This is a genomic window from Aureivirga sp. CE67 (assembly GCF_015767245.1).
Lineage (GTDB): Bacteria > Bacteroidota > Bacteroidia > Flavobacteriales > Flavobacteriaceae > Aureivirga.
This window is the reverse complement of record NZ_JADOTV010000028.1, coordinates 15,082-29,549: the sequence shown is the minus strand read 5'-3', so window position 1 is coordinate 29,549 and position 14,468 is coordinate 15,082. Positions and strand designations below refer to the sequence as shown.

Annotated in this window: 13 protein-coding genes and 1 pseudogene; 13 read left to right on the top strand and 1 reads right to left on the bottom strand. The window is 29.4% G+C overall.

From position 1 onward, the window contains the following. Positions 1-50 precede the first annotated feature (50 nt). The 12 genes from I0K12_RS20295 (at position 51) to gldL (ending at position 11,779) form a co-directional block, all read left to right on the top strand. Positions 51-950 (top strand): MerR family transcriptional regulator, encoded by a 900-nt coding sequence (locus I0K12_RS20295; protein ID WP_196890014.1) that lies wholly within the window; start codon positions 51-53, stop codon positions 948-950. 52 nt (positions 951-1,002) lie between these two features. Further along, complete coding sequence (locus tag I0K12_RS20290) at positions 1,003-2,469, top strand: phytoene desaturase family protein (RefSeq protein ID WP_196890013.1); 1,467 nt, start codon at positions 1,003-1,005, stop codon at positions 2,467-2,469. Positions 2,470-2,481: 12 nt separating this feature from the next. Next, positions 2,482-3,324 carry a phytoene/squalene synthase family protein gene (locus I0K12_RS20285; protein ID WP_196890012.1) on the top strand — a complete coding sequence of 281 codons (843 nt, stop codon included), beginning with the start codon at positions 2,482-2,484 and terminating at the stop codon, positions 3,322-3,324. Next, positions 3,324-3,767 (top strand): sterol desaturase family protein, encoded by a 444-nt coding sequence (locus I0K12_RS20280; protein ID WP_196890011.1) that lies wholly within the window; start codon positions 3,324-3,326, stop codon positions 3,765-3,767. Before I0K12_RS20285 ends, I0K12_RS20280 begins: the two co-directional genes overlap by 1 nt. After that, positions 3,764-4,447 carry a lycopene cyclase domain-containing protein gene (locus I0K12_RS20275; protein ID WP_196890010.1) on the top strand — a complete coding sequence of 228 codons (684 nt, stop codon included), beginning with the start codon at positions 3,764-3,766 and terminating at the stop codon, positions 4,445-4,447. The genes I0K12_RS20280 and I0K12_RS20275 overlap by 4 nt, the downstream gene beginning before the upstream one ends. A 1-nt stretch (position 4,448) precedes the next feature. Continuing rightward, positions 4,449-5,060: a flavin reductase family protein gene (locus tag I0K12_RS20270; protein ID WP_196890009.1), complete on the top strand. Its 612-nt coding sequence runs from the start codon at positions 4,449-4,451 to the stop codon at positions 5,058-5,060. 51 nt (positions 5,061-5,111) lie between these two features. Beyond that, positions 5,112-5,663 carry a hypothetical protein gene (locus I0K12_RS20265; RefSeq protein WP_196890008.1) on the top strand — a complete coding sequence of 184 codons (552 nt, stop codon included), beginning with the start codon at positions 5,112-5,114 and terminating at the stop codon, positions 5,661-5,663. Next, on the top strand, positions 5,663-6,253 hold the full coding sequence (locus I0K12_RS20260) for a YdcF family protein (RefSeq protein ID WP_196890007.1): 591 nt from the start codon (positions 5,663-5,665) through the stop codon (positions 6,251-6,253). Before I0K12_RS20265 ends, I0K12_RS20260 begins: the two co-directional genes overlap by 1 nt. A 99-nt stretch (positions 6,254-6,352) precedes the next feature. Next, the gene (carA, locus tag I0K12_RS20255; RefSeq protein ID WP_196890006.1) at positions 6,353-7,516 is read left to right on the top strand and encodes a glutamine-hydrolyzing carbamoyl-phosphate synthase small subunit; all 1,164 of its coding nucleotides are present in this window, start codon (positions 6,353-6,355) and stop codon (positions 7,514-7,516) included. Further along, entirely contained in the window at positions 7,497-10,625 is a 3,129-nt protein-coding gene (gene carB, locus I0K12_RS20250; protein ID WP_196890005.1) for a carbamoyl-phosphate synthase large subunit, read from the top strand. The genes carA and carB overlap by 20 nt, the downstream gene beginning before the upstream one ends. 10 nt (positions 10,626-10,635) lie before the next feature. Then, positions 10,636-11,052 (top strand): lipocalin family protein, encoded by a 417-nt coding sequence (locus I0K12_RS20245; RefSeq protein ID WP_196890004.1) that lies wholly within the window; start codon positions 10,636-10,638, stop codon positions 11,050-11,052. A 79-nt stretch (positions 11,053-11,131) separates the two neighbouring features. Then, positions 11,132-11,779 (top strand): gliding motility protein GldL, encoded by a 648-nt coding sequence (gldL, locus tag I0K12_RS20240; protein ID WP_196890003.1) that lies wholly within the window; start codon positions 11,132-11,134, stop codon positions 11,777-11,779. 58 nt (positions 11,780-11,837) lie between these two features. Here the strand turns inward: gldL and msrA are convergent, their stop codons facing one another. After that, positions 11,838-12,503 carry a peptide-methionine (S)-S-oxide reductase MsrA gene (gene msrA / locus I0K12_RS20235; protein ID WP_196890002.1) on the bottom strand — a complete coding sequence of 222 codons (666 nt, stop codon included), beginning with the start codon at positions 12,501-12,503 and terminating at the stop codon, positions 11,838-11,840. 209 nt (positions 12,504-12,712) lie between these two features. Between msrA and I0K12_RS20230 the strand changes: the two are divergent. After that, positions 12,713-14,438, top strand: a pseudogene (locus I0K12_RS20230) (DNA polymerase III subunit gamma/tau). Positions 14,439-14,468: the final 30 nt, after the last annotated feature.

The following is a 14,468-nucleotide window of genomic DNA, read 5'->3' as shown; positions in this document are numbered from 1 at the left end:
AATGAAGATTATTTTTAAAAATTGTATTTTTGTTTAAAAATAATTGAGATTTGTCAAACATAATTAAAACAGAGTTTACCATTAAGGATTTAGAAAATCTTTCAGGTATTAAAGCGCACACTATTCGTATTTGGGAAAAAAGATATGATCTGCTTTCTCCAAATCGAACTTCTGGAAACATACGATATTATGATGTTTTTAATTTTCAAAAATTGTTGAATATTGTTCTTCTTTATGAGAATGGATATAAGATTTCTAAGATTGCAAAGTTGGAAAATGAAGCGCTTTTTCTGAAAGCAAAAGAAGTTGGAAGTAAAGAGGCTGTGAGTTCTGAAGCGATTAATTTGTTTAAAATTTCCATGCTTCAATTTGATGCTTATTTATTTCATAAAACCTATAATGAACTACTTGTAAATAAGACTTTTTCTGAAGTTTTTACTGAAATATTTGTGCCTTTGTTGAATGAAATAGGAATGCTTTGGCAAACGAATACATTGACACCAGCACAAGAACATTTTATTTCAAATCTGATTGCACAGAAAATTCAAATTAATATTGATAAGCTGCAATTAAACCCAAGAAACCCTAATAAGCCAGTATATGTTTTGTTTTTGCCAGAAAATGAAATTCATGAATTAGGTATACTTTATTTACAATATGAATTATTGCTCAGAAATTGTGAAGTAATCTACTTAGGAAGAAATGTTCCCTTAGATAATTTAGAGACACTTTTTATATCTTTTGAAAAGATAATTTTTATAACTAACTTCATAATAACCCTATCAAAAAAAGAATTATTGGTTTTTGTCAAACAAATTTCCGAATACATTAAAGAAACAAAACATGAATTTTGGTTAGTGAATAGAAATATTTTAGAATTTAATTTTGATGAGCAAAATATTGATATTCAGTTTTTTAAATCACTTGAAAATATCTTAACTAAAATTTAAAACAATATTTTCCTTTATTTTGTTTAACTTTTTTGTAGTTTTGTTAAACAAAATGAAAAGAAAGATATACATATTAGGATCGGGTTTTTCTTCTTTAGCTGCATCTTGTTATTTGGCTAAAGCAGGATATGACGTTCATATTTTGGAGAAAAACAACACTTTAGGAGGTAGAGCTAGACGATTAAAAAAAGATGGTTTTACATTTGATATGGGACCAACTTGGTATTGGATGCCAGATGTCTTCGAGAGGTTTTTCTCAGATTTTAATGTGAAACCATCCGATTTTTATGTTTTAGATAAGTTAAATCCAAGTTATCAAGTCTATTTTGATACTAATGATTCTTGTTCAATTTCAGCAAATCTTTCAGAGATTTATGATTTTTTTGAAACAGAAGAAAAAGGAAGTTCAAAATATTTGAAAGCTTTTATCAAAGAAGCAAAAAGAAACTATGATGTTGCAATCAAAGATTTGGTTTACAAACCTGGAATTTCACCTTTAGAATTAGTTACTACTAAAACAATTCCACAAGTCACGCAGTTTTTTTCTACGATTAGAGATCGAGTTCGAAAAAATATTAAAAGTGAAAAATTACTTCAAATTTTAGAATTTCCAGTACTGTTTTTAGGAGCAAAACCTAGTAATACTCCAGCGTTTTATAGTTTTATGAATTATGCAGATTTTGGCTTAGGTACTTGGCATCCGAAAGGAGGAATGTTTGAAGTAATTAATGGAATGATTTCTTTAGCTAAAAGTTTGGGAGTGAAATTTCAAACTAATGCAGAAGTTTCTCAGATTTTAGTGGATGAAAATAAAAATGTTACAGGAATAAAAGTAAATGATGAAATCCTGAAAACTGACTTGGTTTTAAGTGGTGCCGATTACTATCATACAGAAACTTTATTAGAAGAAAAACACCGACAATACTCCAACAAATATTGGGCGAAAAAAGTTTTTGCTCCTTCTTCTTTGTTGTTTTATGTTGGTTTCGATAAAAAATTAGAAAATGTTTCGCATCATACATTATTTTTTGATGCCGATTTTGATAAACACGCAGAAACTATTTACGATAATCCTTCTTGGCCTGAAAATCCTCTTTTTTACGCAAGTTTTCCAAGTATTACAGATGATTCTTTTGCTCCAGAAAACATGGAAGCTGGGACATTTTTGATTCCGCTAGCTCCAGGTATTGAAGATTCAAAAGAATTGAGAGAAATGTATTTCAATATTATTTTGGAAAGATTGGAAAAAAGAACAAATCAAAAGCTTCGAGATCACATTATTTTTAAAGAGAGTTTTTGTGTGAATGACTTTATTCGAGATTATAATTCTTATAAAGGAAATGCTTACGGACTGGCAAATATTCTGACGCAAACTGCTTTTTTACGACCAAATATTAAAAGTAAAAAAGTAAAAGGTTTGTTTTTTACAGGACAATTGACAGTTCCTGGTCCTGGAGTTCCGCCTGCTTTAATTTCTGGGAAAATTGCAGCGGAACTAATTCGAAAAGACTATAACTAACTATACTATAATATGAAATTTCTATTCGATGAGGTTTCATTTGCAACAAGCAAATTGGTAACCAAAAAATACAGTACATCTTTTTCCATGGCAGTGCGAATGCTTTCACCAAAAATTCGTTCTGCTATCTATAATATTTACGGTTTTGTTCGTTTTGCGGATGAAATTGTAGACAGTTTCCATGATTATGATAAAGAGTTTTTATTGGACAAATTTGAGAGGGACTATCATTTGGCTAAAAAACATAAAATAAGTTTAAATCCAATATTAAACTCTTTTCAGGAAACTGTAGAAAAATATAATATTGAAGAAGATATGGTTGCTGCTTTTATGAGTAGTATGCGTTCGGATTTGTATGAAACGAATTACACTACAAATGAAGAATATGAAACGTATATTTATGGTTCCGCCGATGTTGTAGGTTTGATGTGTTTAAAAGTTTTTGTCAATGGAAATCAAGAAAAATATGAAGAATTAAAAGAGCCAGCAATGCGACTTGGTTCTGCTTTTCAAAAAGTAAATTTCTTGAGAGATTTAAAACAAGATGCAGAAATCTTAAATCGTTCATATTTTCCAAATGTAAATCTGAAAGCTTTAGATAATAAATCGAAAAAAGAAATTATTGATGATATTGAAGCGGATTTTGAATATGCTTTTCAGGAAGGGATTTTAAAACTACCGATGGAAGCAAAATTTGGAGTGTATATGGCATATCGATATTATCGTAAATTACTGAAGAAAATTAAAAATACACCTTCATCAAAAATTATTGAAACTCGAATTCGAATTTCCAATCCGATGAAGATAAATATTTTAGCAAGATCTTATATTAAATACAAACTAAACTTAATCTGATGTTATTTTTTATTCTAGTCACATTATTAACATTTGCAATCATGGAAGGTGTTACTTGGTGTACACATAAATTCGTTATGCACGGATTTTTGTGGTATTTGCACGAAGATCATCACCAGCCAGGATATCCACATGTTTTTGAAAAAAATGATGCGTTTTTTATCATTTTTGCCGTTCCAAGTATATTGTTGTTTTACTTTGGTTTAGAGCCAGTTTTGAACTATAAATTTTTCATTGGATTAGGAATTTTACTATACGGAATTGCATATTTCCTTATTCACGATGTTTTGATTCATCAAAGATTTAAATGGTTCAAACGAACTAAAAATAAATATTTGAGAGGTTTGCGAAAAGCGCACAAAATTCATCATAAACATTTAGGAAAAGTAGACGGAGAATGTTTCGGGATGTTATTCGTTCCGTTCAAATATTTTAAAATATGACACACTGGTTATACTTGGCATTGAATCTTGGATCTATCAGTATTCCTTTACTTTATTCTTTTGAGAAAAAAATGTATTTCATCAAAAACTGGAAGAAAATATTTGTTTCTACAACAATTGTAGCGACATTTTTCTTGATTTGGGATGCAATTTTCACAGCAAAAGGAGTTTGGGGATTTAACCCAGATTATTATTTAGGATTCAAAATTTTAAAAATGCCAATAGAAGAATGGTTGTTCTTCTTTTGTATACCTTATGCAAGTATTTTCATTCATTATGCATTAAAACATTTTAAACCAAAACTTTTAATACCGATTTTCTGGGTAAAATTTATTTCTGTTATTCTCATCTTTTTAAGTGTCAATCTAATTGTTCTAAACTATAACAAGGCTTATACATTAATTGACTTTTCAGTTTTTTTGATTACAATTTTACTCGGTTTGTTGTTCGGAATCAAAATATTGCAACGTTTCTTTATTGCTTTCCTGATTATTTTGATTCCGTTTTTTATTGTTAATGGAATTTTGACAGGAAGTTTCATCGAAGCTCCTGTTGTTTGGTATGATAATTCGCAAAATCTTGGGATCCGAATTTTCACCATTCCTGTTGAAGATACTGCTTATGCATTTAGTATGTTATTCCTGAATATTTTAATTTTTGAAAAACTTAAAACCAGATAATATGTATTTTTCAAGAGAAGATATCGATGCTTTAAATCATTTATACAAAATCAATTTAATAAATAGTGTTTCAGGTTTTAAATCTGCAAATTTGATTGGAACAAAATCTAAAGATGGAATTCCAAATGTTGCGGTTTTTAGTTCTGTTACGCATTATGGGTCCAATCCGCCTGTTTTAGGTTTTGTGCTTCGTCCGACTTCTGTTCCGAGAAATACTTATGAAAATTTGAAAGAAACAGGATATTATACAATTAATCATATTTTTCAATCGATTGTAGAAGACGCACACCATACTTCAGCAAAATATCCGAAAGAAATTTCAGAGTTTGAAAAAACAAATTTGGAAGAAGAATATTTAGGAGATTTTTATGCTCCGTTTGTAAAAGGTTCTCCTGTGAAAATGGGAATGAAATATTTGGAGGAATATTATATAAAAGCAAATGATACGATTTTGGTTTTAGGTGAAATTGTGGATTTATATATCGAAGATCAGATGGTTCAGGAAGATGGTGTAGTGGATTTAATTCAAGGAAAAATTCCTGCAATTAATGGTTTGGATACTTATGTGTTTCCTGAAAAGAAAATTCAGTTTGCATACCAGCGACCGAGATAAATTTTGCGCTTTAGTGAAATTTGAATATTTTTGATGAAAAAAGATTCTACAATGAAGAAAAAATCATTTCGTTTAAGTTTTATAATTTCACTTAGTTCTTTGTTTTACATGTTTTGGTTTCTAAAAATAAATGACACTTACACTTCTTTTATAAGATTACCTGAAAATTTGAATTACAAAGAATATATTTTTCTTTCCTCATTAATTTTATTGGCTTTAATTTCTATAATTTCCATTTTTAAGTTATTTAAAAATAGAATTTTTGCATATGTTTTAGGAATAAATATAATTTCAGTATTATTTCTTTTTAATCTTTTAGAATTTAATAGTAAAATAAAATTAAAAGGAACTGATTTATCTAGTATTGCTGAAATTTCTATCTACAGTAATGGATGTTTTGAATATTATACAACAGATTGGGATGAAACAAAACGAATTGAAGGTTATTATTATGAAAAAAATGGGATTTTATTTTTTGATTCAAGTTTTAAGAATGAATTAATTAAAAATCAATTTGAAAAAATTAGAAACCAAAAAAATGTAGAATGTGTTTTTGATTTACCAAATTTTAGACAAAAGGGATTTTTAAAAATTAAATCATAATGTTTCTGAAAATTAAAAAATTTATTCTATTTCTATTAATTCTTGGTTTTAGTTTTTTTGTTTATAATGCTATTCAAATTTATCGTTTTTCAAATCAATATTCTGAGCAAAAATCCGATGTTGCAATAGTTTTAGGTGCAGGAACAAATAATGGAAAAATTTCTCCTGTTTTTAGAGAAAGAGTAAATCATGGAATTTATTTATATAAAAATAAAATTGTGGATAAAATTATATTCACTGGAGGTTTTGGTGAAAACCAGAAGCAAGCAGATAGTGAAATTGCTAAAAAATATGCTTTAGAAAAAGGCGTTCCAGAAGCGGTAATTTTAATGGAAACAAAATCAAAATACACTTATCAAAATCTTGAAGAATCTAAGAAAATCATGGATTCTTTAAATTATAATTCTGCTTTAATTGTTACGGATCCTCTTCATTCGAAAAGAGCAATGCTTTTAACTGAAAAATATCATATCAATTGTAAATCTTCTCCTACAAAAACCTCGATGTATAAATCGTTTTCTACAAAAATGAATTCTCTTGTTTATGAAACTTTTTATTATTCAATTAGAGTTGTAACTGCGTATTTTTAATTTTTTTAGCTAAATATCAGAATATTAGATTTTTAACACTTTTTTACTCTTAAATATTCGTAACTTAATGATAATCAAGATGTTTAAAATTTTGTTATCATGACTAAAGTTGATGAAAATCACAAGAAAAAAGCGAGACTGATCTTTGAAGACGGAAAATGTTTTGAAGGAACTACGTTTGCTTTAACAGGTGATAGAACTGCAGAAGTTGTTTTCAATACTGCAATGTGTGGATACCAAGAAGTTTTGACGGATCCGTCTTATATGGGGCAAATGGTTGTTTTTACTTATCCAGAGATAGGGAATTATGGAATCAATCATGAAGATGCCGAATCAAGAAGAATATTTTTAGAAGCTATAATAGTAAAATCATACAATGAAATTCCTTGTAATTATAAAAGTGAAATGCCACTTCATGAATATTTGAGAAGATATAATGTGATGGGAGTAGAAGGAATTGATACTAGATCTTTAACGCTTTATCTTAGAGAACGAGGAGCTTGTAATGCAATTTTGACTACTTCAAAAGCTCCAATTGAAGAATTAGTTCATTTGGTGAAAATTAATGTAGGTATTAAAGGTGTGAATTTTGTAAATCATGCTACGAATAAAAACTTAATTACAAAACCTAATTTAGAATCTTCAGAATTAAATATAGCAGTTATAGATTGTGGTTTGAAATATAATATTGTAAAACTATTAGAAGAAAATAACTGTAATTGTACCATTTTTCCTTCCACAATTCATGTAGATGAAATTTTGAAAGAAAATAAATTTGATGGTCTATTTTTATCAAACGGACCAGGAGATCCTGAACCTTTGGTGAATCTTTTGGAGATTACAAAACAAGCTTTAGGTAAATTGCCAATATTTGGTATTTGTATGGGACATCTGGTTCTAGGTGAAGTATTAGGTTTTAAAACTGCAAAACAAAAATTTGGTCAACATGGTGTGAATCATCCTGTGAAAGATTTAAGAACAGGAGAAGTTAAAATTACTTCACAAAATCACAATTTCGTTCTTTTAGAAGATAATTCTTTAGAAGATATTGAAATAACACATATAAACTTAAACGATAATTCTGTTGCTGGAATTCGTCATAAAAAATATCCAGCTTTTTCAGTGCAATTCCATCCTGAAGCTTCTCCAGGACCGTATGATGCTAAATATTTGTTTCATGAGTTTTATGAAATGGTAAGAGATTTTAAAGAAAAAGAAAACGAACCAAGTTATTTAGAAGAAAATGAAAAGTCGAAAATATAAAATATTAATAATAGGAGCAGGGCCAATAGTTATTGGGCAAGCATGTGAGTTTGATTATTCTGGAACTCAAGCTTGTAAGGCATTAAAAGCAAGAGGTTGTGAAGTGGTTTTGGTTAATTCAAATCCGGCCACAATTATGACAGATAAAGATACAGCAGATCAGGTTTACATAGAACCTTTGACAATTGAATGTATAGAGAAAATAATTGCCATTGAAAGACCAAATGCTTTGTTGCCAACTCTGGGTGGACAAACAGGTTTGAATCTTGGAATGGAATTAAATGAAAAAGGAATTCTAGAAAAATACAATGTAAAAATGCTCGCTGCAGGAAAAGAAGTTATCAATCGTGCGGAAGATCGTTTGGAGTTTAAAAAGGTGGTGAGTGAAATCGGTTTGGAATCTTGTATTTCTAAAGTTGCTTATAATATGGAAGAAGCAATTAAGATTGCAAAAGAAATAGGTTATCCATGTGTAATTCGCCCGGCATTTACACTTGGTGGAACTGGAGGAGGAATTGTAAATAATGAAGAAGAACTGCAAGATATTGTAGGGCAAGGTTTGCAAGATAGTTTGATTTCTGAAGTATTAATTGAAGAATCGATTTATGGTTGGAAAGAGTATGAACTAGAAGTCATGCGAGATAAAAATGATAATGCTGTGATTGTTTGTTCTATCGAAAATTTAGATCCGATGGGAGTACATACAGGAGATTCGATTACAATAGCTCCAGTACAAACTTTGACAGATAAAGAATATCAAAAAATGCGTGATGCAGCAATTGCAATTCTTCGAAAAATTGGTGTAGAAACAGGAGGTTCGAATGTGCAATTTGCTATCAATCCAGAAAATGGAAGAATGGTTGTGGTAGAAATGAATCCTAGAGTTTCTCGAAGTTCAGCTTTAGCTTCAAAAGCAACAGGTTTTCCAATTGCAAAATTGGCAGCAAAATTAGCACTTGGAGATACTTTGGATGTTTTGAGAAATGATATTACCAAAAAAACTCCTGCATGTTTTGAGCCAACTATTGACTATGTAGTGACAAAAATTCCACGTTTTAATTTTGAGAAATTTCAGAATGATACTTCAAGACTTGGAACTTCTATGCGATCTCTTGGAGAAACAATGGCAATTGGTAGAACTTTCAAAGAATCTTTTCAAAAGGCTTTAAGAGCTTTGGAAGTAAAAAAATATGGTTTTGGTTTTAATAAATCTACTATAAAATGGACGAAAGAAGAAATTGAAATACAACTAGAAAAACCAAATAGTAATCGTTCAGAAGCTATTTTTCAGGCATTTGAACATGACTTTTCTGTGAAACAAATCCATGAATTAACGAAAATTGATTATTGGTTTTTATATCAATTTAAACAGATTTATGATTTTCCTTCACAAATAAAAAACACTTATGATAGTATATATAAAGCAAAACAAATGGGGTTCTCTGATATGCAATTATCAAGAATTCTAGGTTTTGAAAATCAACTTGCTTTTAGAAAACATCGAATTAATTTAGGAATTAAGCCAGTGTATCGTTTGGTAGATACTTGTGCAGGTGAGTTTGAAGCTTATACTCCTTATTATTATTCTACGTATGAAGAAATGGATGAGGTACAAGTTTCTGACAAACCAAAAGTAATGATTCTAGGTGGTGGGCCGAATCGAATTGGTCAAGGTATTGAGTTTGATTATTGTTGTGTGCATGGTTCGATGGCTGCAAAAGATATGGGATACGAAACAATTATGGTGAATTCAAATCCAGAAACAGTTTCTACGGATTTTGATACTTCGGATAAATTATATTTTGAGCCAGTTACTTTAGAAGATGTTTTAAATATCTATGAAAAAGAACAACCAATCGGTGTAATTGTACAATATGGTGGACAAACCCCTTTGAATCTTGCTTTGTCATTGAAAAAAGCAGGAGTTCGAATTTTAGGTACTTCACCAGAAAGTATTGATTTGGCAGAAGATCGAGATAAGTTTAAAAAAGTTTTAGAAAAACTAAATATCAAACAACCAAAAAATACAATCGTTTATAATAAAGAAGAAGCTTTTGAAAAAGCAAATGCTATTGGTTTTCCTTTAGTGGTTCGTCCTTCTTATGTTTTGGGAGGAGCATCTATGGAAATTTGTTATACTAAAGTTGATTTGGAAAAATATATTGATAAAGCAATCGCTGTACACCCTAACCAGCCAATTTTGTTAGATCAGTTTTTAGAAAATGCAATTGAGCTAGATGTTGATGTAGTTGCAGATGAATATAATTGTGTAATTGCTGGAATTATGGAGCATGTAGAGCCTTGTGGTATTCACTCTGGAGATTCAGCGGCAGTTTTACCACATTTTTCTCTTTCGGATAAAATTATTTCAGAGATAAAAAGAATTTCATTAGAGCTTTCTCGAGAATTAAATATTCTTGGTTTAATGAATATTCAATTAGCTGTGAAAGATGATGAACTTTATATGATTGAAGTAAATCCAAGAGCTTCAAGAACAATTCCATTTGTAAGTAAAGCAACAAATCAGCAATGGGCAAAAATTGCAACGAAAATAATGTTAGGTGCAACTTTAGAAGAACTTGGTGTTGAAGAAAATCTAAAACTAGATATGTGGAATATCAAAGAAGCGATTTTACCATTTAATAAATTTTCAAAAACAGATCCAGTTTTAGGACCAGAAATGAAATCTACAGGTGAGGTTATGGGAATTGATAAAGATTTCGGAGTAGCTTTTTATAAAGCTCAAATGGCTTCTGGAATTGAACTTCCTTTACATGGAAAAGTGTTGATTCTTGAAAGTAATATCCATAAAATAAAAGACGAAAAACTTGCGGAAATATATGAAAAAGAAGGTTTTGAGGTTGAAATGTTAGATGCAAAATCAGATTTACACGAGAAAGTTTCTTCAGGAGAATTTCAATTAGTTATTAGTATTCCAACAAAAGAAGATGCTGAGCAATATAAAGATGTAAGGAGGTTAGCTGTTAGAAAAAGAATTCCTTTGATTACAACTTTTAGAGGAGCGCAAATAGCTCTAAAAGCGATTAGTTCTGTGAAAGATTCTGAATTGAAAATGCATTCCTTGAAAAAATATTATAAAATGGTATAAAACAAAAATTATGAAAAATTTATTTAAACTTTTAGTATTGATAATTTTATTTACAGGTTGTAGTAGTGATGATGATTCAAATGAAATTTTAGATACGCCACCACCTTTTTCAATTATAAATACTTGGGTTGTGGATAGTCAAGTGGATGGAGGAGAAGAAATTGCCTTGAATGATTGTAATTCTAAATATTCGATGGAAGTTCGTGGAGATAATACTTGTACAGTAAACAGATATTTGAAAAATGGAGAAGGAGATTGTATAAATTATACTTCAGAATTAAAATGGAAGCAAAATAATGATGGTCAATTTCATTTTGAAAGCGATGATGGATATTTTCATGCAGAAGGAATTTTAATCGAAGACGTTTTATTTGTAATTCTATTTTATGAAAATGAATTTAGAAGGTATAAAATGGTCTTAAATTAAATATTTATTAACAAAACTATTTGATTTGTAAAAGTTTAAAAATATTTATGTATTTTTATCAAGAAAACATCTAAATACAATGAGTCAGTCTAAAAAATATAGAAAAGTAATGAATATGATGTACTCTTTTGGTGCATCGATCGTTATTATTGGAGCTCTTTTCAAAATTCTACATTTTGGAATTGGTCCATTAACTGGAGGAATAATGTTAGGAGTAGGTTTAGTAACCGAAGCATTGATTTTTGCAGTTTCTGCTTTTGAACCAATACCATCAGAGTATGATTGGACTTTGGTTTATCCAGAGCTGGCAGGAGCAGAACAAGTGAAAGAAAAAAACAAAGAAATTTCTTTAGTTGAAAATAAAACAAAACAAATTGTAGATAAGCTTGAAGTATTAATGAAACAAACAGTTGAAGATGTTGATTTATTAAAAAGTCTTTCAGTTCAAATTTTTAATTTAAAAGAAGCGGTTTTACATATTCAACCTTCAATGCATGTGATGGGAGAATCTAATGAATATGTTTCTAATATAAATACTGCTGCTGCTAAATTAGAATCTTTAAATTCTTTATATAAACTGCAATTTGAAAATTCAGAAAAACAAAATGATTTCAATTTACAGATTTTAGATAATATCGAAGAATTGAACAAACAAATGAAAATTATCACTACAAATTTAAATTCTATGAATACAGTTTATGGTGATATGTTAAAAATGAGTTCATAATTATTTTGCATTAAATATGATAAAAAAAGAGAAGCTAATTTTGCTTCTCTTTTCTTTTTTACTTCTTTAAATATTGTGGGAATTTTGCTTTAAATTCATTTAATCTTGGAATAGAAACTCTTCTTACATACGGATTATCTGGATGCTTTTCTACATAATCAATATGATAAGCTTCCGCACGATAAAACTTCTTAAAAGGTTCCACTTGTGTGGTGATTTTTCCTTTATAAGTAGTTCTATTTAATTCTTTAATTACATTTTCAATAGTTTTCTTTTGCTCAGGATTTTCATAAAAAGCAATAGAACGATATTGTTTTCCAATATCTGGTCCTTGACGATTTAGAGTTGTTGGGTCCTGAGAACCAAAGAACACACGAACTAAAGTTTCAAAACTTACTACTTTAGGATCATAAATTACTTCAACAGCTTCAGCGTAATCTGTTAAACCAGCACCAACTTCTTGATATGTAGGATTTGGTTTTGTACCTCCAGAATAACCAGGATATGCTTTTTTTACACCTTTTACACTTTCAAAAACAGCTTCCACACACCAAAAACAACCAGAAGCGAAATATGCCACAGCTTCTCCATTTTTTACAACAGTAACTTCAGGATTTACAGGAGTATCTCTATCTGTATTTTTGATTAAAAGTTTTTTTCCAAAAACAGTTCCGCTGATGATAATTAAAATTAATAATAACCAATATCTATTATTCAACTTCATAAATTCTAATTTTAATGTTCTTTTTCTTGTAGTCGAAAAAAATCAATTGAAATAACATTTTTAGTATTAAAAAAGTTATTTATTCTTTCTAATTTACTAAATTAGAATAGAAAAGAATGTTATGTTTATTGTAAAATTCAAACCACAGAAGATATTTGGTTTTGACTTACGAAAATCATACATTTGCGAACTAAATAATTAAAGACTAAATGGAACATTTTATAGTATCTGCACGTAAATATAGACCTCAAACATTTGAAGATGTAGTAGGGCAACAAGCTATTACAAATACTTTAGAAAATGCTATAAAAAATAACCATTTAGCACAAGCTTTATTATTTACAGGACCTCGTGGAGTAGGAAAAACTACCTGCGCTCGAATTTTAGCAAAAAAAATCAATGAACAATCAAGTTCAGATATGGATGAAGATTTTGCATTTAATATTTTTGAATTAGATGCTGCTTCAAACAATTCTGTTGATGATATTCGTAATTTGACTGATCAAGTTCGTATACCACCTCAAGTTGGACAATACAAAGTTTATATCATTGATGAGGTGCATATGTTGTCACAAGCTGCTTTTAATGCATTTCTTAAAACATTAGAAGAACCACCAGCGCACGCAATTTTTATCTTAGCAACAACTGAAAAACATAAAATTATTCCTACAATTCTTTCAAGATGTCAAATTTTTGATTTTAAAAGAATTGGAATTGCAGATGCGAAAAATTATTTAAAAACTATCGCAGAAAAAGAAGGAGTAACAGCTGAGGATGATGCATTACATATAATTGCGCAAAAAGCGGATGGAGCAATGCGTGATGCACTTTCTATTTATGATAGAGTTATCAGTTTTTCAGGAAATAATTTGACAAGAGAGGCAGCTTCTGAAAGTTTAAATGTTTTAGATTATGCTGTATATTTTGACATAACTGAGAAAATTTTAGAAAATAAAATACCAGAACTTTTAGTTGCTTACAATATTGTTTTGAGTAAAGGTTTTGAAGGAAATCATTTTATTTCTGGATTAGCTTCTCATTTTAGAGATTTGTTAGTAGCAAAAGATACTGTGACACTTCAACTTTTAGAAGTTGGGGAAAACACGAAAGAAAAATATAAAGAACAAGCACAAAAGTGCGACACTTCGTTCTTATTACAAGCAATTGATTTGGCTACAAAATGTGAGTTGAACTTTAAAAATAGTAAAAATCAACGATTGTTAGTCGAACTTTGTTTGATGCAGCTAGCCTCAATTAACTTTGCAGGCGAAAAAAAAAAATAAGCAATTCATAATACCATCTTCTTATTTTAAACAAGTTGCCGACAAATTAGTTTCGTCTCCAGAAATTTCTATTCAGAAAAAAACAGTTGAAGCTCCTAAAAAAGAGGAGAAGAAAGCTGCTGTGTTGTCAAAAGCTGCTCCAGTTGAGGCTACAAGGCCTACGGATGCAACAATAGTAACACGTAGAAGAAGAAACTCTGGATTGTCTTTAAAAAGTTTACAAGTAGAAACAATTTCTTCAAAAGAAAAAGAAGACGAACTGCTTACTCAAGATGTTTCATCCATGCCAAAAACTGAATTTTCAGATGCAGAATTACAACATTTTTGGAAAATGTATGTGGATCAGTTGATGAAAAGAGGAGAGAAAATTATCGCTTCTATTATAAATGCAGATATTCCGAGAATGGAAGGGGATTTTATTAAAATGACACTTCCAAACGATATGATGAAAGCTGAAATGCTAAAACATCGTCCGAAATTGATGCAATTTTTAAAACAAAACTTAAATAATTACCATATAGATTTAAAAGTAGATGTGAACGAACAGGAAGTTAAAAAGTTCGCATACACACCTTTAGAGAAGTATAAAAAAATGAGAGAAAAGAACAATGCTTTAGAATTATTGCGAACTAAATTTGATTTAGATTTATAATTGTTAATTTTTCAAACATTTTTTTATATT